The sequence below is a fragment of the Chitinophaga barathri genome (genome assembly GCF_003807585.1).
Lineage (GTDB): Bacteria > Bacteroidota > Bacteroidia > Chitinophagales > Chitinophagaceae > Chitinophaga > Chitinophaga barathri.
Genome location: NZ_RMBX01000019.1, coordinates 48,099 through 71,766, shown reverse-complemented (window position 1 = coordinate 71,766; position 23,668 = coordinate 48,099). Strand labels below are relative to the sequence as shown.

Annotated in this window: 13 protein-coding genes; 10 read left to right on the top strand and 3 right to left on the bottom strand. The window is 51.0% G+C overall.

Annotated features, from left to right (window positions below):
* Positions 1–448: 448 nt before the first annotated feature.
* Positions 449–1,705 (bottom strand): MFS transporter, encoded by a 1,257-nt coding sequence (locus EG028_RS26710; protein ID WP_120519339.1) that lies wholly within the window; start codon positions 1,703–1,705, stop codon positions 449–451.
* A 128-nt stretch (positions 1,706–1,833) separates the two neighbouring features.
* On the opposite strand from EG028_RS26710, the gene EG028_RS26705 reads away from it, so the two are divergent.
* Positions 1,834–3,015 carry a PQQ-dependent sugar dehydrogenase gene (locus EG028_RS26705; RefSeq protein WP_120519338.1) on the top strand — a complete coding sequence of 394 codons (1,182 nt, stop codon included), beginning with the start codon at positions 1,834–1,836 and terminating at the stop codon, positions 3,013–3,015.
* Positions 3,016–3,236: 221 nt separating this feature from the next.
* Positions 3,237–5,375, top strand: coding sequence for a carboxy terminal-processing peptidase (locus EG028_RS26700; protein WP_241559228.1), 2,139 nt, complete (start codon positions 3,237–3,239; stop codon positions 5,373–5,375).
* A gap of 75 nt (positions 5,376–5,450) precedes the next feature.
* Here the strand turns inward: EG028_RS26700 and EG028_RS26695 are convergent, their stop codons facing one another.
* The gene (locus tag EG028_RS26695) at positions 5,451–6,401 is read right to left on the bottom strand and encodes a hydrogen peroxide-inducible genes activator (RefSeq protein WP_120519337.1); all 951 of its coding nucleotides are present in this window, start codon (positions 6,399–6,401) and stop codon (positions 5,451–5,453) included.
* Positions 6,402–6,524: 123 nt separating this feature from the next.
* Complete coding sequence (locus EG028_RS26690; RefSeq protein ID WP_123864808.1) at positions 6,525–7,745, bottom strand: hypothetical protein; 1,221 nt, start codon at positions 7,743–7,745, stop codon at positions 6,525–6,527.
* Between the two features lie 172 nt (positions 7,746–7,917).
* Between EG028_RS26690 and EG028_RS26685 the strand changes: the two genes are divergently transcribed.
* The 8 genes from EG028_RS26685 to EG028_RS26650 all read left to right on the top strand — a co-directional run bounded on the left by EG028_RS26685 (position 7,918) and on the right by EG028_RS26650 (position 23,666).
* Positions 7,918–8,655, top strand: coding sequence for a glycosyltransferase family 2 protein (locus EG028_RS26685; protein WP_120519335.1), 738 nt, complete (start codon positions 7,918–7,920; stop codon positions 8,653–8,655).
* A gap of 3 nt (positions 8,656–8,658) precedes the next feature.
* Complete coding sequence (locus EG028_RS26680) at positions 8,659–9,453, top strand: O-methyltransferase (RefSeq protein WP_120519334.1); 795 nt, start codon at positions 8,659–8,661, stop codon at positions 9,451–9,453.
* A 451-nt stretch (positions 9,454–9,904) separates the two neighbouring features.
* The gene (locus tag EG028_RS26675) at positions 9,905–12,184 is read left to right on the top strand and encodes a PspA/IM30 family protein (RefSeq protein WP_123864807.1); all 2,280 of its coding nucleotides are present in this window, start codon (positions 9,905–9,907) and stop codon (positions 12,182–12,184) included.
* Positions 12,185–12,196: 12 nt separating this feature from the next.
* Positions 12,197–13,285, top strand: coding sequence for a hypothetical protein (locus tag EG028_RS26670; RefSeq protein WP_123864806.1), 1,089 nt, complete (start codon positions 12,197–12,199; stop codon positions 13,283–13,285).
* Between the two features lie 20 nt (positions 13,286–13,305).
* On the top strand, positions 13,306–18,939 hold the full coding sequence (locus EG028_RS26665) for a PA14 domain-containing protein (RefSeq protein ID WP_120519331.1): 5,634 nt from the start codon (positions 13,306–13,308) through the stop codon (positions 18,937–18,939).
* Positions 18,940–18,959: 20 nt separating this feature from the next.
* Positions 18,960–19,445 carry a hypothetical protein gene (locus EG028_RS26660; protein ID WP_120519330.1) on the top strand — a complete coding sequence of 162 codons (486 nt, stop codon included), beginning with the start codon at positions 18,960–18,962 and terminating at the stop codon, positions 19,443–19,445.
* Between the two features lie 9 nt (positions 19,446–19,454).
* A complete protein-coding gene (locus EG028_RS26655; protein ID WP_123864805.1) occupies positions 19,455–22,925 on the top strand; it encodes a hypothetical protein in 3,471 nt (1,156 codons plus the stop codon).
* 33 nt (positions 22,926–22,958) lie between these two features.
* A complete protein-coding gene (locus EG028_RS26650; RefSeq protein WP_120519328.1) occupies positions 22,959–23,666 on the top strand; it encodes a hypothetical protein in 708 nt (235 codons plus the stop codon).
* The last annotated feature ends 2 nt before the right edge of the window (positions 23,667–23,668 follow it).

The window sequence follows — 23,668 nt, the reverse complement described above, 5'->3', positions numbered from 1 at the left end:
GCTTTTATGTCAATCCAAATCCGTATTATTGACAACCCCTGTAAACCTCCAGCAGGATAAAATAATCGACTGTAAAGTCCTGCCAGGACAAAATACCCCACTGTAAAGTTTTTTCAGGACAAGACACCTGCTTCATCACTACTGTTGCACTACTGTAGTACTACTGTTGCACTACTGTTAGCCCGCACTATCCCACTATTTAGAAGTCAATTGTCATGCTCATGATAAATGAGTCTTTAGGAGTATCCATGGAGTATTAGCCTTTTTCCACTTTTTACATAAAGGCTAGCGGGATGGAATGATGGTATATTCACCTAAACCCCATCTTATGCGAACCTTATACGATCGATATAGGATAGATATAGGATCGTTATAGGAGAAGAAATGGTAAAATAGTACCGGCAACTGCTGCGGTGAAAATCGGATTTCAGGATAATTTAATTGATTATCAAGCCTTAAGATCCAGTTTGCGCATCGCCGGCGAAATAACGTACGTCGTGATCACCACCGCCAGCGTCATACAGCCGCCAAACACCACCGAGCCCACCGGCCCCATGATCCTCGCCGCCACCCCGCTCTCAAAACTCCCCAGCTCATTAGAACTGCCCACAAAAATGGAGCTCACGGAAGATACCCGCCCCCGCATATCGTCAGGCGTCTTTAATTGCAGGATCGTCTGCCGGATGATCACGCTCACCCCATCCATCATGCCACTGAAAAACAGCGCCGCCAGCGACAGCAGGAAATTCCTGGACAGCCCAAACACAATGATACACACCCCGAACGCAAACACCGCCGCCAGCAGCTTGATGCCCGGTTTGGTAATGATCGGCCGGTAAGCCAGCATGAGTAGCGTGAGGAAAGCGCCCACGGCCGGGGCCGCGCGCATGGCGCCAAAACCCGCCGGGCCTATGTGGAGAATGTCATTTGCATAGATCGTCATCATCGCCACCGAGCCGCCGAACAATACGGCGAACATATCCAGGGCCATCGCATTCAGTAAAACCTTCGTGTTCCACACGAATTTCAGGCCTTTGGTCAGCCTTTCTTTCACTGTTTCCCCGATTTCCTTGTAAAACACCGGTTTGGTGGAGATATGCAGGATGCAGAAGAGCGCTACCAGTACAAACCCGATCACCAGCAGCATGCTCCAGTGGATGCCCAGCCAGCCCATACAAAGCCCGCCCAATGCAGGCCCCGCGATGGCGCCTATCTGCCAGGCGGAAGTGCTCCAGGTGGTGGCATTGGCGTACAAAGGCCTGGGCACCAGCAGGGACAGTAACGTAAAATTGCTCGGGCTGGTGAATGCCCGGATGATGCCCCCGCAGAACACCAGCAGGTAAATAAGCAGCAGTACCGTGGGCAGGGGAATGCCGGACATCAGGTGGTCCCAGGTGAGCAGGAACAGCCCGGTGCCTGTAAACAGGTATCCCACGATGCACTTCAGCACCATGCCCCTTTTTTCACGTTTGTCTACGATATTACCGGCGAAGAGTGCCAGGCTGATGGCGGGGACGAATTCCGCCAGGCCGATCAGGCCGAGGTTCAGCGGGTCGTGGGTAAGCTGGTATACCTTCCATTCCACAATGGCGAACTGCATGGCCAGTGCAAAAATGAGGGCAAAACGGATCACCAGGAAGTACCTGAATTCTTTAAATCGCAGCGATGCATACGGATCGTTCGGTAGGGAAGCGGCTTCGTCCAATCTGTTAGTTTTTTGAGCTGCCTAAAATTAAACCTTTCCGGCTAAACTGTTCATTATCCAGCGGTCAACTTTTTATAACAAGTATGCGGGCAATGATTATTTTTATCGCCTAAAATTCCAACAAACGTATGAAGCTAGTTAAATTATTATTGGCCGGGGCTTTGACCATACCCGCAGCCGGAAACCTGTATGCACAAAAGGCGAAGGTGCAGCTGGTGACCGACAAGGTGCAGTCCCCCGTATGCATGGCTACCCCCGCCGATGGCACCAATCGTCAATTCATTGTTCAGAAAGAAGGCAGAGTGTGGGTGGTGGAAAACGGCAAACTGCTGGACAAACCGTTCATAGACGTGAGCGCGGACATGGTAAAGGTAAACCCCGCCTATGATGAGCGCGGCCTGCTGGGCATGGCTTTTCACCCGAAATTCAAGACCAACGGCAAATTTTACCTCTATTTCAGCGCGCCAGTGGCCAATGCCACCAAGGGCCTGAACCATAAAAGCGTGATCGCGGAATACCGCGTCGCCAAATCTTCAGATGATGTGGCTGTACCTTCCACCAAAAGGGTGATACTGGAATTTAACCAGCCCGAAAGCAACCACAACGGCGGAGATATCATCTTCGGCCGCGACGGTTACCTCTACATCTCCTCCGGCGACGGCGGCGGCGGCGGCGACAAACACGGCACCATCGGCAATGGCCAGGACCTGAACACCCTGCTGGGTAAAATACTCCGCATTGATGTGAACGGAAGCCCTTACTCCGTGCCGAAAGACAACCCGTTTGTGGGCAGGGAAGGCGCCAGGCCTGAGATCTGGGCATATGGCCTGCGCAATGCATGGCGTATTTCCTTCGACAAGGCTACGGGCCGCCTCTGGGCCGGTGATGTGGGCCAGAATAAATACGAGGAAGTGGACATTATCGTAAAGGGCGGCAACTACGGATGGAGGATCATGGAAGGGTATCATGACTTCAACGTGCCCGCGGGCGCGGATAAAACCAAACTCATCGCGCCCGTGCACGAATATGACCATGACGATGGCATCAGTATTACCGGCGGTTATGTATACCGCGGCAAAGGAGTGCCCGCACTGGCCGGTAAATATGTATTCGGCGATTACAACGGCAAAACGTGGACATTGACCCCAAAAGGCAACAAATGGGAGCGGGAAGACCTCGTTTTTGAAAACAAACCCGAAGGTAATCTGCAACTGCTCAGCTGGGGCCAGGATGACGCCGGCGAGATCTACATGCTGGTGACTATCGCGGGCGCCAGCAACAAGGGCGGCGTGTACAAGCTGGTGAAATAAAGTACGGGCGATCAATTACGGGTTACGAATGGCGCAATGTTTGTTCCAATGGTAACTGGTGAGGAAAAGAAGCGCTTTTTTGCCGGTAAGAATATGTTAAAATGCCCTGACAGCAATGGGCGGATGAATGCCCGCTGCGCGTAAAGGCTTATATTTGAATAAGAATTTCGGAACAACTGTTCGTAATTCGTAATTGATATTCTGTAATTGATCTTTGGGTTATGAAGATGAAACTGAAAGTGATAGTTCCGGTAATGCTGATCAGCCTTACCGCAGGCATATTTGCATTTACAAAAATCGCCGCTAAAGACGATCCCCCTGGCCGGTACGAGGCCATTATTTCCCTGGTGGGCCAGATCCTGAAAGAAGGACATTACCAGCCGAAACCGATTGATGATGCTTTTTCGAAAGAGGTGTTTGTGAAATATCTCAAAAACCTGGACGGAGAGAAGAAGTTTTTCCTGAAAAGCGACATCGCGGCCCTGAAACCGCTGGAAACGCATGTGGACGATGAACTGAACGGCGCATCGCTGGACTTTTTCAACCGCTCCACGGAAATCATCAAAAAACGTACTAACGAAGTAGCCACCCTGTATACGGAAATACTCGCCAAACCTTTTGACTTCACCAAAGAAGAAAGAGTGGTGATAGATCCCGAAAGCATGGACTGGCCGGCGGATGACGCCGCGCGGAAGGAAGCATGGCGCAAGTCGCTGAAATACCGCGCGCTGGAAAAGTACTCGGAGCTGGTGGATCAGCGTGAAAAAGAGAAAAACGGCAAAACGGACGCGGCCCTCGAAGCCGAAGCCCGCGCCAAGGTGAAAAAGATCTACGACCGGTATTTTGACCGGCTGAAGAACCGCACCAAGGAAGACGACCGCTTTTCCCTCTACGTGAACTCCATTACCACCACCATGGACCCGCATACGGATTACATGCCTCCCATCGAGAAACGTTCCTTCCAGGAATCGATGGCCGGTAAGTTCTTCGGTATCGGCGCCCAGCTTCGTGAAGACGAAGGCCGCATCAAGATCGTGAGCATCGTGACCGGCAGCCCCGCCTGGAAAGACGGTAAGCTGAAGGCGGATGACGTGATCCTGAAAGTGGGCGAAGGCAGCAAGGAACCGGTGGACATCAGCGGTTACGCCGTAGATGAAGCGGTGACCGTCATCCGCGGTACCAAAGGCTCCGAAGTGAAGCTGACCGTAAAAAGTGTGGACGGCACCATCAAGACGGTATCCCTCCTCCGCGACGAGATCAAGCTGGACGATACATTTGCAAAATCAGCCATCATCAATGGCCCTCATAAGATCGGTTATATCTACCTGCCTGAGTTCTACGCGGACTTCAACGACCGCCAGGGCGCATTTTCCTACGAGGATGTGGCTGCGGAAGTAAAGAAGCTGAAAGACGAAAAGGTGGAAGGCATCATCCTGGACCTCCGTTTCAACGGCGGCGGCTCCCTGCCTGATGTGATCAAGATGGCCGGCCTGTTCGTACCCGAAGGCACTATGGTGCAGGTGCGCTCCCGCGGCGGAGAGATCCAGCAGCAGAAAGACCGTGATAAATCCGTGCAGTACGACGGCCCGCTCGCCATTATGGTGAACGAGTTCAGCGCATCCGCTTCGGAGATCATGGCCGCGGCTATGCAGGATTACAAACGCGCGGTGATCATCGGCAGCCCTTCCACTTTCGGGAAAGGCACCGTGCAGCGCCTGCTGGAACTGGATAATTTTGTAAGAGGGGACCTTGGTGGCAGCCTCGGCGCCATCAAACTCACCGTGCAGAAATTCTACCGTGCGGACGGCGGCTCCACCCAGCTGAAAGGCGTGGCATCCGACGTGGTACTGCCCTCGCCCTACTACGAAGTGGGTGAAAAGCGCGACAAGGACGCCCTGAAATGGGACGTGATCCCCAAAGCGAATTACGAAGTATGGCAGGATCCGGTAGACGTGGAACCGCTGAAAAATAAAAGCGCCGCGCGCCTTGCGAACAACGAAGCGTTTAAAATGATCAACGAGAACATCGCGACCCTCAAAAAACTGGACGAACAGAAAACATACCCGCTGGACCTCACCGGTTATAAAGCGGATATGAAAAAGAACGCGAACGCCTCCAAACGTTACGATGCCGTGAACGATAAAGTGAGCCCCCTGAACATCACCAGCCTGAAAGTGGACATGGCGAAAATGGGCAGCGATACCGTAAAAGTGGCCCGTAACAAAGACTGGATCAAAGCGCGTTACAAAGACCCGTACCTGAGCGAAGCGGTGAACGTGATGAATGACCTCATCATGCAAACCAATTATCCCAAGCTGAAAAACAATTATACGGATGCAAAAGTGCCCGCGCAGAAGTAGGCCACCGTATATAAACGATAACGAAAAAGGGTAAAGCGATCGCTTTACCCTTTTTTATTGCAGATAGTTTTTTGCTTACTTTTTATCCAGCGCGATATCGATCACCTTCCGGGTCTTTTTCGCCTTCATCTTCTCCGGCACATGTGCCAGGATTTCCTTCTTAAACGCCTCAATTACGCCCTGTTTGATAAAATAGCGGTGAGTGACCAGGCTGATCTCCCTGACGGGCTCAGGAGCCTTAAAAAAGCGCACCATGTTCATTTGTTTGGCGCTAAGGTCCTGGAGGGAGAGCTCGGGCAGGATGGTATACCCCTCGTTCAGCTCCACCATACGTTTGAGCGTTTCCACGCTGCCGGTGTTGTATTCCAGGTTTTTGAACTCGCCCATGCTGAACTTGTCCCGGCAGATATTCAGCACCTGGTTGCGCATACAATGCCCTTCGTTGAGCACCCATATGTCCTTGGTTTCCAGGTCTTCCGGCTGTATGAGTTTTTTATCGGAGAGTTTGTTGCTTTTGGCGGTGAATATCACGAAGTTCTCGTAGAACAGCGGGTGCTCCTCCAGGTGCTGGTTGTGCAGCGGGGTGGCCAGCAGGCCGCAGTCCAGCTGTTCCTGCCGCAGTAGCAGGATGATCTGCTCGGTGGAGTATTCCCAGACTTCCAGCTTTACTTTCGGGTATTTTTTCATGAAGGAGGTGAGTACCCTCGGCAGCAGGTAAGGGGCCAGGGTGGGGATGATGCCTACTTTCAGCGTGCCCTGCACTTCCTTTTTCTGGTCCGCGATGATCTCCCGGATGCGGGCGTTTTCCTTCAGTATCACCCTTCCCTGCGCGATCACCGCCGCGCCGATCTCCGTGGGCACCACGGGCAGCTTGCTCCTGTCGAATAATTTGATGCCCAGCTCGTCTTCCAGCTTCTGGATCTGCATGCTGAGGGTAGGTTGTGTTACAAAGCATTTTTCCGCCGCTGTCACAAAGCTCCTGTAGGTGTCCACTGCTACAACGTATTCTAATTGTACCGTAGTCATATATTCAGTAATAAATAGTTGGAATCAATTGCAAGGTAGGATAGTATAGGCAAACTCTATAAAAAGAATTACGAACGGGTATGAGCCGTTCGTAATTCCAATTGGGGTGTACAATGAATATGTTTAGAATATCCGGTAGCGGTATTTGATCTTGTCCACGTTGAGCGTCAGCTCCCGCATGTTGATGGAAGCCTGTATTTCTTTTACGGCTTCGTCTTTCAGCGAGCGGAACTCCGCCTGTTTGGCTTCCACGACGCTCCTTTCGGCCAGGGCATTGTCCTGCGCGAGGCGGAGGGAGTGGTTCACTTTGGTGTAGTAGCTGTCCAGCAGGCTGAAATACTCGTTGTAAAGGTTCTCGAAACGTTTGGTCTGCAACACCAGGTCTTCCAGCTGGTTGTTCGCTTCTTTCAGGTTCGGATTGTCCTTCAGCAGCGCTTCGTAATTCACTTTGTTCCCTTTGGTGTACTGCGTTTCCAGCTTTTGGAAAAAATCGATCACTTTATCTTTCCTGAACTCGATGAAATATTCGTTCAGCGATTCGGCGATGGTTTTGTTTCCGCGGGCGGGCAGGGGCATTTTCAGTACGTTGGAGGTGAAGGCCAGGTGGTCGTACATATTGTCCTGCAGCAGGGAAAGCTGGTCTTTATTGAAGTTCAGCCCGAACTCGAACTTCTGGTTCGCATCGTTCAGGGCGTTGTAATAGATCACGTATTTGTTCAGTTCCTTCTCAAACTCCTGGAGCAGCTTATGATTGATGGCTTTGTTGCTCTGGCTTACGCTGTGCAGGAAGTTCATCACGGAGCTGGCGATAGCCAGCGGGGGTGTGAGGGATGTGAAACTTTTGAATATCGGGCTGTTGATAATGGATTTGGTGGATTCCACCAGTTTGGTGTTCCTTTCGTTTTTATCGGATTTGCCTTTGAGGATGATCTTTTCCACGAGCTCCACCACGCGGTCGCTGAGGGAAAAGCCCAGTTCCTTGCTCTCGGGGTTGTTCAGCGAGGTGATGAATACGTCCAAGTTGCTGGTGGTGGTCCTGGACTTGAGGTCGATTATCTTTTTGTTAAGAAGGTAGTACGTTTCTGATGCCTGGATCAGGTTGTTTTTGATCAGTTCGTATTTGGTAATGTTGTCAAACTCCCTTCCCAGCGAAAGTTGTTCGATAGCTTTAGCGTTCTGTTTGTCACTGTCTGCCACCCGTTGAAGATCGTCGAGGATCTTCTTAATGGTGGTATCTGCGGTGCGCACCTGTGGCGGTTTTACTTCCGGATCCTGCGCGCTGGCAGTCATCGTCACAAATCCCGTCATCAACAGTGGCATCATCCATCTGATTAGCTTGAGCATGCTTGAAAGTCCTTTTTTTATGTTAAGAAAACCTTAAAGAAAATATAATGCCAAAAAAATCCCAAGTGACAAAGATAACATTTTTATCTACTGCATAACCCAAAGGCTTGTAAAAGCGATGAACGTATTAGGAGTATTTTTATACCTTTGCCCCTCAAACGACCCTATATTCATGCTGAATAACAAAAAGGTAGTAGTGGTACTACCTGCCTACAACGCAGCTTTGACGCTGGAAAAAACCTATTTGGAAATACCTGTGGATGTCGTGGATGAAGTGGTGCTCGTGGATGATTGCAGCAAGGATGATACGGTGGAAGTGGGCCGCAGGCTCGGTATCCGTCATATTGTGCGCCACGATGCAAACAAGGGGTACGGCGGCAATCAGAAATCCTGTTACAACAAGGCGCTGGAGCTGGGCGCGGATATCGTGATCATGGTACATCCTGATTACCAGTATACGCCGTTGCTGATCACGCCGATGTGCAGTATTATTGCAAACGGGGTGTACCCCGTGGTGTTCGGCTCCAGGATCCTGGGGAACGGGGCGCTGAGAGGCGGGATGCCGATGTACAAATACATCTTCAACCGTATGCTCACCTTGTTTCAGAACATCCTGACAGGGCAGAAGCTGAGCGAATACCATACCGGTTACCGCGCATTTTCAGCGGAGGTGCTCAGGGACATCAATTTTATGGCAAACAACGATGATTTTATATTCGACAATGAAATGATCAGCCAGGTGTTTATGAAAGGGTATGAGATCGCGGAAGTGACCTGCCCTACTAAGTATTTCGAAGAGGCTTCCAGTATTAATTTTGCGCGAAGCAGCAAGTACGGCCTCGGCGTGCTCCGGGTGTCCATACAGCATCGCATGCATAAATGGGGATTGATAAAGGCTAAAATTTATTAAATAGTGAGTGTAAGGCACCAGGCGGAATTGGCAAAAAAGTATATCCGTTATTATTTTTCATCGGGCAACCGGCACAGCGTGCATTCTCCCTTCGTTTATTCGTTGGTGGATGATGTACTGAATAAAAAGAAATTCCTCCCCGCCTACGCCCCGATGGAATCGTTGCGGGCGGAGCTGCTGAAAAGCACGGAGGTGCTGAACGTGACAGACCTGGGTGCGGGCTCACTGATGGGCGCCACCAATACCCGCAAGGTGAAAGATATTGTGCGTCATGCCGCCAAACCGCCGAAATTCGGACAGCTCTTCTACCGGCTGGTGCAATATTTACATGCCTCCACCGTACTGGAGCTGGGCACGTCCATGGGCCTTTCCACGGCTTATATGGCCTCAGCCGGCGCGGACGTTCATACCATCGAAGGCTGCCCGAACATTGCGGCGCGCGCCTCCAAAAATTTCCAATCCCTTGGGCTTCAGCATAAAATTCACCAGTATGTGGGCAACTTCGACACGGAGCTGTCCAAAGTATTGAAGGAGATCCCCGCCCCCGATATCGTGTACATAGACGGCAATCACCGCGAAGAGCCCACCGTGCAGTATTTCCTGGAATGCCTCCCGCACCTGAAACCATCGTCGCTCCTCATCTTTGATGATGTGCACTGGACGGAAGGCATGGAGCGCGCCTGGGAAACGATCAAGACACATCCCGCCGTGACCACTTCCATCGACCTGTTTTTTATCGGGCTGGTGTTTGTGAGCCCTGATTTTAAGGAGAAACAGGCGTTTGAGCTGAAGTTTTAATTTTCTTTCATATGCACGAACAGATCATCAGGAATATCTATGATGACATTCTTGAGCTATCGCGATGATGCCGCCATTATAACGGACGGACGCTGGCACGAAGTATCGGCATGCGCGAAAGAGGTGATTGCGCTATGGAAGTATCCCTGAATTACCTCCATACAAACGGCAGAAAATATTTTTTGGACGAGGAGCCACGCCTGCGTCCGGCATTTTCCCCGGGTTACGGACATGCCGATATTTTTTAAATTATGAAATATAGAATGTTTTGTTTTATTTTGGCCCCGGACAAGAATCGATAGAGAATTAGCTATACCTAAATCAAATCCGTAAACCAAGAAGTAACCAAAATATAAGTTCGACCCGGAAACCCGTGCCTTAGCCCAGTTCACTTGTATTTTATTCATAGTAACAACATTTTGACTTGAGAATCCTCGGTATTATTATACTAATGATATCCGCATGCCAATGCTGTGCCCAGTCGTTTCTACGTACGATCTCCCGCGAGAAGCCTACGGATACGGCAGGTGGTTATTATTACTATATAAAAGACAGCAGTTTCGCCCTTATGCCTGCAGGTACCTGCAAAGGCGTGATGTTGTTGCCCGTGTACAACTATGAATTAAGCGAATATACGGTTACCGGTGTGCGTATCCGTGAGCCACGCAACTACGTCACCGTGGCGGCAACCGCAAAAAAACCGTTCCTTGTCATTCACGGCAATGTGATGTATGATTTTTATTACCAGTCCAATTCAGATACGCCTTATATCGAAAAAGAAATTTACCAGCATACGGTGCAGACGACACTGGACATTACCGTGCGTGACCAGTACCCGCTTCATCTTTCATTCAGTACCAGCCAGAGCAATTCCAGCCTGCTGCGCGATATTACCGGCATGAATTTCCGGTACAGCAGCCGCGACCTGAAAAACTCCATCCTGCAAAAGGCCGCGGCCTGGGATGATGGCCGCCTGAAACAACGTGGGGAGCTGGATTTGATGAAGCTGAAACTGAACCAGAAGTGGGATTCCCTTTACCGTATGAAAGCCTGGTTTTCCACGCCTTCACAGGTACAGCGTTTGATAGAGGCGCGTGAAAGGGAGCTGTATGGCGTGAAAGATATCAAAGTAAGGGAACTGCCGCAAAAATTCCCGCTGCCACTGAAAGGAGGCCTGCGCGATTACCAGCCGAAGTTTCCTGTGAAAGACAGCAGTGTGCAGCTTATCGCCAGAGAATATGAAGCCCGTAAAACGAAGATCGATTCGCTGGAAAAAGAGATTGCCATCCTGGAGCAGCGATACGGCAAGGCATTGGAAAAGCTCGGCCTGCAAAAGGAAAGTCTTGCCAAAGTGCTGACGCAAAAAATGAGCATCAGAGAACTGACGGATCGGCTGGAAGCGATGAACCTGCCGGACAGTGTGTTGCCAAGGGGCTATAAGCCATTGCTGGCGCTACGTTCTGCGGGCATCGGCAGAACGATGATAGATTATTCCGAGCTTACGGCGAAATACATCAGCATCATCGGTGTGCAGGCTGAATTTAATCCTTCATGGTATTTCGCGTTTGGCAGCGGTGCAGTGGATTACAGGTTCCGCGATTTTGTGGTGAACACCGGGCGCAGCAGGCAATACCTGAATATTATCAGGGGCGGTTATGGAATGCGCGATGGAAGTAATCTTATTCTGAGCTATTACACCGGCAAAAAACAGGCGTACAATTTTAATACGGGAACAGATCCGGACATCATCGTGCCAGACAACCGCATTATGGGCGTATCGCTGGAAGGCCGCTGGCAATTGGATAAAAATAATTTCATCGTTGGTGAAGTGGCGAAATCATCGCTGCCGCAGCATGAAAGGCTCAATCATGGTGTAGTGGGGAGCATGCTGGAGATGAAAGAGCACAGTAACCAGGCATACTCATTGTCCGCAGGCTCTTTTATACCGGCCACAGGTACGCGTATTACCGGTATGTATAAAATGATGGGTGCGAATTTCCAGTCGTTCAGCCTGTACGCTTCCGGTTCTTCACAAACGGGATGGACGATGAAAGTGGATCAGCCTTTTTTCCGCCAGCAGCTTACAGTGTCTGCCTCCGTAAGGAAAAACGCGTTCACCAGCATTTTCGAAAGCGCCAGCTACATGAGCAATACCGTGTTCAAAAGTATTCAGGCCACTTTCAGAAGGAGGCACTGGCCCGTGGTGACGGTGGGGTATTTCCCAAGCTTACAGCTGATCAAGACGGGGGAGGATAAGTTTATGGAGAATATGTTTTACACGATGGTGGGAACGGCGAGTCATTTTTATCAATATCGCGGCGTAAGCATGAACACGATGCTGTCCGCCACGAAGTTTTACAACCGCCAGTCAGACAGCAGCTTTGTGTATTTCAACAGCACGAACCTGGTGATGCAGCACAGCGTGTTCCTCGGAAGGCTCACGCTCAATGGAAGCGCCAGCCTGGCATCCAATCATGATTACAGATTGTACGGAGGGGACGGGAACGCTCTCTATAAAGTCCGCCAATGGCTGGATGTGGGCGGCGGATTAAAATACAGTTATCAGACCGTGTACAATCTTCGGCAGCTGGGTTATTCGGCGAACCTCAGGGTGGAGGTGCCGAAAGTGGGAGAGATCATGTTGATGGCGGACCAGGGGTTTGTGCCGGGTACAGACAGAAGGCTTGTTCCCAATAAAACGGGACGGGTAACCTATACCAGAATATTTTAAAAGACATATAGAATGAGAAGATCCCTATGCCTTGTAATGCTTTTACTGGCTTTACGCGCGGGCGCACAGGTGAGCATGATGCCGCAGGTGCCCCCGGCGGGTGTGATATTAAAAGCGCAGTTGTGGAACATATTGCTCACGTCCGCATCAGACAGGCAGGTGACGGTGACCATCGCCCTGCGCCTGCTGGACGTCAGGGAGAACCAGCCGCTGCTCACAGGCATCACCCGGCGCATCGTGCTTTCGAAAGGCGCAAAGCAGCTGCAGGCGGCGGATGTAATGCCTGTGCAGTATGAATATCTTTCCGCCAATATAGACCGCAGCGTGAACGGCTTTTTGCCCGCAGGCCAATACCTGGCCTGCTACACTTTGCATGTGGAAGGCACCAAAGCCGAAAACAACCGGGAAGACTGCATCCCATTCACAATAGAGCCTGTGAGCCCGCCACTGCTCAATCTCCCCGAGAACGGCGCTGTGCTCGAAAGCCGCCTGCCGCAATTTACGTGGCTACCGCCCGCGCCGGTGAACCTTTTTTCCCAGCTGAATTACGAAATGTTGCTCACGGAAGTGTATGAAGGACAGCCCGCGCCAGAAGCCGTACAGCAAAATCTGCCGCTGCTGCGGCTTACAAGGCTGAAAGAAAATTATGTGAACTATCCTTCCTTCGCCATAAAACTGGATACGGGGAAAATATATGCCTGGACGGTGATTGCGAAGAATGGCGGACAGTTCGCCGCGCAAACGGAAGTATGGACTTTCAGCATCCGCGAGGCAAAGCCATCTGTTCCCAACAGCAACACGGTATACACCCGCCTCAGGCGTGAGCTGGACGGCAACGTACTGTATGCCGCGCAAACGCTGTATGTAGATTATACGAACGAAACGGCGGACAGTACCGTGCGATTTGAAATCATTGCCCTCGAAGAGGGGAACAGGAGCGTGCACGGCGGCACGCTTGAGCTTAAAAGAGGTAATAATCGCCTGGATGTGGCCGTGCCGGGGAAATCCGCTTTGCGGAAAGGTTCCAGCTACCTCTTCAGATTACAGAACAGCAGGAGCGAATACTGGCAGCTGAAGTTCGTTTATCAACCCGAAAAATAACCTGTACCTGAAAATATTGTATGATGATTCTCGCATTGGCTAATGGACGAAAAAAGATCGCATGGAGCATGCTGACGCTGCTTTACCTTGAAACGGCAGTGCCGGCGCATGCTGCTTTGCCTGCTTCAGGCAGGGCTTTCCGGGAAAAAGCAAAAACGGCGGCGCATTTGCCGCCTGCCGCGGTTGTTCCGCCCGCACCGCCGGCTGCTCCGGCAGCCGCAAAAAAAACGTTCAACGGCGGCCCTACACAGCCGGAAACGCAGGGTTTCGCTTCTGTGAATAGCGAGAACATGGTAGACCTGTTCACGGGGGATTTCAGCTATAACATCCCGCTGGTAGACGTTGGCGGGTACCCGGTGGCAATGGGTTACAGCAGCGGCGCCAGCATGGACCAGGAAGCTGCCTGGTGCGGGTTGGGATGGAATATCAATCCCGGTTCCATCACACGCAACATGCGCGGCATCCCCGATGATTTCAACGGGCAGGACACCATCGCTAAAACGGCGCGGGTAAAAATGAACAAGACCATCGGTGCGACAACAGGGGCGGGGATAGAGATCGCGGGTTTCCCAAAAGGGGCCAGCGGTGGCGGTGGGGTGCAAGACAGTATCAATATCCGCCTGGGTGTTAACCTCGGCATATTCCACAACACATACCGTGGCTGGGGCCTCGAAGCGGGCATTAATCCCAGCATCAACGCTGGCGGTGTTGCCGGCGGCTCGCTCAGCGGAGGGCTCAGCATTACTTCCAATTCACAGGAAGGCCTTACGCTTTCGCCAAGTCTTTCCTTTGCACTGGCGAGGCAAGATGCGGACGGATCCGGCGGTTTCGGCGGCAACGTTTCCATCGGTACTGCCTACAACTCGAGATCGGGAATGAAATCGTTTCAGTTTTCCGGTGGCGTACGCCAGTTCAAGGCTGCATCCAAGATAAAAGAGGAAGTAAAAAAGATCCAGGATAGCAAGGAAACCAGCCTGAGAATGCTGGACAACGGCTCCTCCGGGGTATTCAGCAGTGGCATGTCTTTCGCATTCCCCAGTTATACCCCCACCATTTCAATGCCTTTCACCAACAGCATGTATACTGCCATGGTAAAAGTGGGTATTGAATACAAATCGATAGATCCCAACTTTTATGTCGGCGGGTATATAACAAAACAGTTCATCGAGGATGCAGATACCACGCGGTACCTTCCCGCATACGGCTATCTTCATTACCAGGATGGGGCGAACAATCCCGCCGCGCTGCTGGATTACAACCGCGAGCGCGAGATAGCTTACCGTGACAAGCCTGAATTCCCGAACATCGCAGTGCCGGTGTATACGCACGATGTGTTCACGATGTCCGGCGAAGGAACGGGCGGTACTTTCAGGGCTTACAGGAGCGATGTGGGTTTTGTGTTTGATCATCAGATGCGCACTAAAGACAAGTCCCTCACCGGAAACGTCGATCTCGGGTTCGGCGATCTCGTGCATGTGGGCGTAGACGTCTCCGTTACAAAAGCATTTACCGAAACCTCCGCCTGGAGAAGCGCAAATCCATTGGCCTCCGCTATACCGTTCACCAGGTCTACCGGAAAATACCAGGCGGCTTACTTCCGCAACCCGGGAGAAAAAACGGTCAACACCACCGCTTTTTACGACAATATCGGCGGAGACGATGTGGTGTTTGCCAAACTGAACCAGCCTAACAGGGTGCTTCCTTCCATCACTACCACCAACAAGCTCGTGCGTTTCCGCGGCGGGAAAAAGATCGCTGAGGTGAACATCCTGCCCGGACAGGCCATCAAAAAAACAAGGGATAAAAGAACGCAGGTGATCTCGTACCTCACGGCAGAAGAAGCCAGCACTGCCGGTTTTCCCAAGTACATAGAAAATTACGGGCTGAATCAATTCGTGGCCGCTGGTTGTGATGAAGGTTTTCCGGCGGATACGGACGGTGAAGGCGTAGGTTGGTTCGGTGAATATTATAAAAAACAATTCGAGCAACTCATGTTCTCACGGGTGGATAAGACTGTAGATTTCGCGGACATCCAGGAATACTTCCGGCGGCAGGACAGGGATTATCAGTATATGGGCAATAATGAGTCTACCGTAAGATGGACGGGCCGCATTAAGGCCCCGGTGACCGGGACTTACAGGGTCTCCATGTGGGCGGACGACGGTGTGCAGCTGGCCGTGAACAACAAATGGGTGCTGGAAACCTTTCCAGGTGAGAACAACGGTGACTACGAACGGGTCTGCTTCCTCAACCTGGAAGCGGGAGAGGTATACGATATCCTGCTGGAATACGTGAACAGGAACACCAGGGGCGCTAATTTCAGGATGGTCTGGAAATGCGGAGAAACGCAGCTTTCGTGGAAAGACATGTACCTCATGCCCGTTACGGATACTTTCGAAGTGGTGAAGGACAAACTGTACAAAGAGAAACGCGTGAATGCGTTCCGGAAAAAAAATCATATCTCACAGATCGATGTGCTCAACAGCAATGGCAGGAGATATGTTTACGGCATCCCCGTCTATAACCTGAAACAAAAAGAAGTGACCTTCGCCGCAAGAAAAGAGAACGGCGACCCGCTGAACGATACGGTGAAATATGTTCATGGCGTGGATAACACAGCCATAGAGAACAGGAACGGAATAGATAATTATTTTTCCAGCGAAACGACGCCCGCCTACGCACACACATTCCTGCTTTCCGGCGTGCTTTCCCCCGATTATGTAGATGCTACGGGAGACGGAATATCCGACGACGATCCGGGGGATGCCGTCAAGTTCAACTACACCAAAGTGGCGGGTGTGAAAAATCCTTTCAAATGGAGAACGCCGAACGGCTACGCCGCTTCTTACCACCAGGGCCTGAAGTCCGATAGCCGCGACGAGAAAGGAAGTTATGTCTATGGTGAAAAAGAGCTGTGGTACCTCAATTCCATCGAATCCAAAACGATGATCGCCACCTTTAAACTGGAAGACCGCAACGATCTTTATTCAGTAAAGGAGAACGGTGAACCCGAGCTGAACCTCAGGGCAAAAAAGCTGACGGAGATCAACCTGTACTCTAAAGCCGAGTATCTCAAACGCGGCAAAAACGCACGTCCCATCAAAACCGTTCACTTCGAATATGAGGATGAGCTGTGTCCCGACAATACCTACTCCGGCATGCCGCGCGCCAAGCTGACGCTTAAAAGTGTTTACTTCAGCTACAACGGCAATAAAAAAGGAAGGAAAAATGCATACAGGTTCCATTACCATGCAAACAATCCTTCCTACAACGCAAAATCTTACGACAGATGGGGTAACTATAAGGACCCGATGAGCAATCCCGGCTCCGTTTCAGGTAAGGTGGTTACAAACGCGGATTATCCATATGCACTCCAGGACAGTGCTACGGCTGCTTACAACGCGGCCGCATGGGCGCTGGATTCCATCGTACTGCCCTCCGGCGGAAGAATGAAAATAAAATATGAAAGCGATGATTATGCTTTCGTTCAGAATAAAAGGGCGGCGCAGATGTTCAGGGTTGCGGGTTTCTCCGCCACGCAGCCGGCCAGCAAAGCGGGGCTCAGCAACAGGCTGTACAGCAACTCCGGGGATCATTTGTATGTCGCGATAGACGTGCCAAGCTCCGTGACCTCAAAAAATGAGGTATGGGAGAAATATCTTGAAGGGATAGTGGATATGAATTTCAGGCTGAGCGTGCTGATGCCTGGTGATAAATGGGGAAGCGGGCATGAATTCGTATCGGGTTACACGAAGCTGGAAGGAGATCAATACGGTTTCATCAACGGCGGCAACACGATATGGGTGAAAATGGCGACAGTTAGTAAAAACGGATTGGAAAACGGTCCTTACAGCCCGATGGCCAAAACCGCGGTGCAGTTCCTGCGGCTCAACCTTCCTTCTAAAGCCTTCCGCGGCTCCGATGTGGGTGACGACATCGATCTGAAAGACGGTGTGCAGATGATCGCGGGCATGGCAGACAATATCGTGAATGCTTTCCGTTCCTTCGACGAATCCGCCCGCAAGCAACACTGGGCACAGGAAGTAGACCTTACCCGCGCTTATGTGCGGCTTCATTCGCCGGATTATAAAAAGCTCGGCGGCGGTCATCGTGTGAAGCAGATATTGATATACGACAACTGGAAAGCAATGACGGGCCAGAAAGAATCCATTTATGGCACTGAATATACTTACACTACCACTCGCAACGTACACGGAAAGAATATCGTGATCAGCAGCGGTGTAGCGGCTTATGAGCCCATCATCGGGGGAGAGGAAAATCCGTGGAAAGAGCCGATACAATACCGCGAACAGATAGCTTCGCTGGCGCCTACTACAATGGGATATGTGGAAATGCCTTTGGGTGAGTCCTTCTTCCCTGCGCCTACGGTAGGTTACAGCAATGTAAAAGCCCGTTCGGTAAGAACCGCCAAAACACGTTCTGCTACCGGATACGTTGAAACCGGTTTTTATACGGCGTACGATTTCCCCGTGATCGTGGAACATTCACTGCTCGATCCTGGCACGAAGCTGAGTTATAATCCAAAACTTACCAACCTGCTCCAGGTGAACGTAATGCGTCACCTGGTCATCAGCCAGGGCTTCAAAGTAGAGCTGAACGACATGCATGGTCAGCTGAAATACCGGAAAACATATGGTGAAACGGACAGCCTGATCGCCAGCACGACCTATCATTACCGGCTGGACGAAGGGGCGGCTGAATTCAAACATTTGAGTAACACCGTGCCAGCCATGGGGGCGGACGGGCAGATAGATGCCCAGACCATGATCGGGAAAGACATGGAGCTGATGATGGACATGCGTCAGCAGCTGAGCGTCAGCCACGCCATCGACTTTAACGTGAACGGTGACATATTCACCTTCGGCATCCCGCCGATACTGGGTTACCCGTCCTTCTGGGCGTTCCCGCACCGCCAGGAAAACCTCTTCCGTTCGGTAGCCGCTACGAAAGTGATCTACCGGCACGGTATCATGGACAGCATTGTGGCGACGGACAAAGGCAGCAGGGTATCTACCCGTAACCTGCTGTTCGACGCGGAAACCGGAGACGCGATCCTTACAGCTACACAAAACGAACACGACGATCCGGTATATAATTTCAACTATCCCGCGGGCTGGATCTACGACGGTATGAGCGGCGCCTACAAAAACATCGGAACGATGCTGGAAAATGTGGAGTTCCGTGAAGGGCGGCTTATTACCAGTCTCGGAACGGATTCGGTATCCGGCTATTTCGCATCGGGCGATGAGATACTAATGTATTCTCAGAACAACATCAGCGCAAACGGCTGCGATCCTGTAGTAGCGACATTCAGAAGCGCCAGCGTCATCTGGGCCGTGGATGCCAACGCTCTGACGGGCGGGCCGGCCAATATCTTTTTCCTCGATAAAAATGGTAAGCCGTTCTCGGGCAGTGGCGCCAATCTGAAAGTGATACGCTCGGGCAGGAAGAATATTTCAGCCACGGCAGGAACGGTGACGATGCTGGAGAATCCGCTTAAGAAGAATGGATCCGGCCAATATTATCTCCAGATCGACGAGAACAGCAGAATCATCAACGCACAAATGACGGAATTCAAACAGAACTGGCAGGTGGAAGACAAGAAGAAAGAAAAGATCATCTGCCTGTTTTAAAATCATTAACTGAATCTGACATGAAAAAATATTTTTTACTGTTTTGGCTGCTGGTCGCCTTTGGAACGATCACTGGGAGCGCTCAGGCGACAGATACTGCCGTTGCGAAGATCGCCGGGGAATGGGAGATTGCGCAGGTGGTGGTAAGGGAAACGTCATATGACACGCATGTATTCCTGAAGGAATACATGCTGACCGATAAAAGCGAAATTAAGAAGCTGAAAGCCGGGCTTTTGACAGAGATAATATTCGGCATCTACCAGTACGAAGTGTCGAGGAAAGGAAGGCGGGAAACAGGGGAATTCCGATGGGCTGGCAGAAGCATGGTTCAGCTGTCGAGAACGCAACCCGAAGCGCAATGGAGCTTCGTGTATGAATGGGAAATGCCTTCGGTGGACAAACTCATTTTCAGAAATCCCTTTTCGGTGTACAGGGATACTGTTTCCGGCCAGCTGGTAAGAGCGGATTATATCAGTCATTACAGCAGAAAACCCAAAAATCAATAACCGATTGCAATGCGGACATTAACAGGAAAAATACTTCTCACGGTAATAATGGCGTTTGGCTGGATGGCTGTTGCGGAAACAGCTGAGGCCCAATGCAACTGGTCGGTGCAGGCGGTTGTTGATTCATCGCGTTGTGCGGCCAGCGGAAAGATAACGGCTTCGCTTACGGGGCCGGACAAAAACAATGTAACCAACCTGCTTTACAAGCTGAAATCAGCAGACGGGCTGGAATACCCGGAGGTAGGCAATCCCTCGTTCGAGAACCTTCCTGCGGGAACCTACGAACTGATGGCGAAAGGTGTTTGTAACAGCCAGCTGGACTCCAGCACCATAATAGTGACCGTTCCGGGAAACTATGTGGCCTTTTCAGCCAACGGCGTCGGGTTGAGGAATGCATTCAGAAATTGTAATACAGGCCAGGCGAAGATGAGCTTTTTCAACGGGAGGAAACGGTACCGGGTATCCATCACCGGGTGGCCGGCGGCATACCAGGGTGAAAAAATATTCTATACCCAGGCCAGCGAGTTGGTGGTGGACAGTCTTCCCACAGGTAACTATACTTTCATCCTGTCGGATTCCTGTGGCTCGTCCGCTTCGCCGCAATCCGTTACCATCGGGGAATTACCAACGCCCACGGTCAGCGAAATGGGCATTGGTTTTCTTGACCTCATACAGGCTGATTGTAACAAGCTGAGCATGGCGCCGCCATCCATCCATCCCACGTCACCGTTTTATCCTTATGTCAATGCAAATTCAGGGTTTAAGTTCGGTGTGGCATGGCCTGGCAATGAACCAGCCGAGTACGTGTCCGTAATGGGGACCAGGCCGTGGCTAAATTTGCCTGCTGGCCAGACCATGAAAGATATTTATGGCCAGACGATCAATTATTACATCAAATCGCCCTGCGGCGAAGTGACCATACTGCCTCATACAGTGTTCACGCCATCGGGTTCTGTGTTTATTGTGAAGAATTGTAGTGTAGACTTTGGGCTCGACGGCAGCTTTGGCAGCAGGTCAACCATTTGCCTGCCTATATCGGTAAAAGTGAAGAACCGGCAAACGGAGCAGCATTGGGATATTACCTTGTACGATGCCAACGACTGGACCCAGCATGGTTTCCCCTATGGAAGTTATGATATATCCATCTTGTCGGCGGACAGCGCGGTATTGTATTCCGCTACGAATTACATGATAGCGCCAGATACGGACAATGATAAATATACTGCAACGGTAAATCCCGGTCAGGGAATTTACGGACTGGACAGATCGGCCAATATCCGGATAACGATCAAACCTGGCCAGGTTTGGGCCGCTGGCAGCATTATCGAACTGGTATCGCCCGCCACTCACCGGTTAAAGGTGGTACTTCCGACAGACGGAGGGAGTGTTTATGAGTATGCTGTAACAGACAACCAGCAGTTCTTCAAGCCGGGTGTCTATACATGGAAGGTGACTGATAGATGCGGATCTCAATATATTACCACCGAAGTAAAAGAATCGGATGTATACAAGTACGATTGGAGCATTGCTGAGAAAGACAGCTGTAATGGAAAAATATTGAATATTACGAAAAATGTCACACTAAATGGTCAGCCAAAACCGACCTACTATGCAATAGTAAGAGACCCCTCCGGCGTAGTATGGAACCCGGTTTACGTTCAGCAGGGTCCCCTGTTGCTTCAGAGCCCCGGCGAATACCGTATCGGTATTTCGGCTTACCCGTATGTCCCGGATTATTACGAGGTGTTTGGACGTACTGAAAATATAAAATTCATCAATTATACACCAAAGCCTCTTGCCATCGATCCCAATCTCACAGCAGGGTATATCTGCCCGCAGGGGGCGCCCAACAGCGGCAGCATCGTGGTGCGCGCAATAAACGGCATCCTTCAGCCGGGAGCCAGCTATCAGTTTAAACTCGCAGCCGCGGGTAATGGTTTTACAGGTCCTTACCTCGATTCCAACTACGTCGGCAGATTTAATTCCGGATCATCGTACTCACTGATGGTGAACCAGAATTATGATGTGAAGATCATAGACGGATGCGGCGCATCCATCGTGCAGACCGTGCGGATACTGGATTATGCCACCGCGCAACTGGCCCTGCTGGATAAAGAGGCATATTGTGTGGGAGACATCGCGAAACTGAACGTACTGCAACTGCCTTCCACCGCCATCAAATACAGATGGACTTTCCCGGATGGTTCCACCGATACTTTAAAAGCCCCGATCATCCGCAATCTTGGGCCGCAGGACCGTGGGGTCTATCACGTGGCTATCAGCGCGGACATCTGCCAGGATACCATCAGGGGGCAGGTAACGCTGGACCTTGCGGATTTTGAAAGGATCTGCTACAGCGCCGTTACCGACACCAGCGTAAACCCCTACACCGCGGGTCTGCTGGGCAACTGGCGGGCATTCCGGGCGTACTCCTATTATGGCGCCCGCAAAGAATCCGATCCCAACCAGCAGACCAATACCAGGACGGACGGTACTTACGCAGACTTCATCACCTTCTGGCAAAAACAACAGCATGGCTGGAAAGCCAGCCAGGATACAACCCGCTGGGTATGGACGGCAGAATCCACGCTCTTTAATAAAAAAGGTTTTGAGCTGGAAAACAAGGATCCGCTCGGCAGGTACAATACGGCGATATACGGGTTTGAAGATGCGCTGGCGGTTGCAGCCGTGCAGAACAGCCGGTACCGCGAAGCTGCATTCGAAGGATTTGAGGATTATGATTTGTCGTCCAACATCTGCGAAACAGGCTGTTATACCGGCCGCCGTTTCGATTTCAGCAGTTTCCTTGGCATGATCGATTCCACGCAACGCCATACCGGCAGGTATTCCATCCGGATAGCCGCTGGCGATACGATGTTCACCAGCCACACCGTGACCGATGTGGCAGGTGAGGCTTCAAAACCTGTGTTCCAGACAGGCGCGGCTGTATGTACTTTGCCGGGCCTCGTATTAAAAGCCATCAAGGCCGATTCGACGGTTCTATTGCCGCCTTTCTCTCCACTGGCGGGCAAAAAGGTGCTCTTCAGTGCCTGGGTGAAAGAACAGGCGGATTGTAATTGTAACGGATATACGCAAAATGTGGTGAAGCTCGTCGTTAAAAAAGGAGAGGAAACCTTCATTCATACCATCCTCCCTTCCGGGAACATCATCGAAGGATGGCAACGTTACGAATACGCCGCCGATGTGCCCCAGGGCAGCACGCAGCTTTCAGTGCTGTTCATCGCCAATGGCACTTCCGATTTATACATCGACGATATCAGGCTGCATCCCTACAACGCTAACATGAAATCGTACGTTTACGATCCCATGACGCTGCGGATGATGGCAGAACTGGATGAGAACAATTACGCAACTTTCTTCGAATACGATGACGACGGCGTATTGATACGCGTAAAGAAAGAAACGGAAAGAGGTATTAAAACGATCAAAGAAACCAGGAGCGCACTCGTAAAAGAATAAATGATGTACAGGATAACGGCAATAACCATTTGGATGATCTTTTCCGCGCAGGGCCTCAGTGCCCAGGCGATAGATACCGTCAGGCTTTTCAACGAGATAAAACAGGTGCAGGCAATGTTCCGGGACAAGGAGCTGGCGGTGGACATGCGGTATACCTATGCGGACGAAAACCGGCCGCAGGCTGTTCTTGATTCCTTAAAAGGAAACATGGAAGTTACAAAAGCCGGCAGCCGCTACGAAATGGCCAATGTGCTTTGCGTCAGCAACAGCCGTTATGTGATCGTCATGTTCCGGGATGATAAACTGATGTATCTCTCCAAAGCGTTTCCCATGGCACCGGTAGATCCTTTCCAGCAGGTTCGGGCGATGATCAGCCAGGGGAGCGTGAAATCGTTCAGTACCGAAATATTGCCGGATGCCAAAAAACTGCTGATGAGCTTCGATGAGCAGGCGCCGTGCAAAAAGATCGAAATGGAAACAGACCTGGAGAAAGGATACGTAAAATCCATCAGGTATGTCATCAGGACGGAAATGATTAAAGGTGGGCTGGGAGAGCTTTCTTCCGAAGAGGGGTTTGGCGAATACGCCGTTGTGACCGTGTATTTTGAAAAATACAGGAAACCTGACGGAGATACCGTGAGGTTTGATGAACATAGTTTTTTTTACAGGGAAGGGGACGAAATAAAAACGACCCCGGCTTACAGCGATTATACAATTTTTAAAGCATCGACCAATTTATAGTC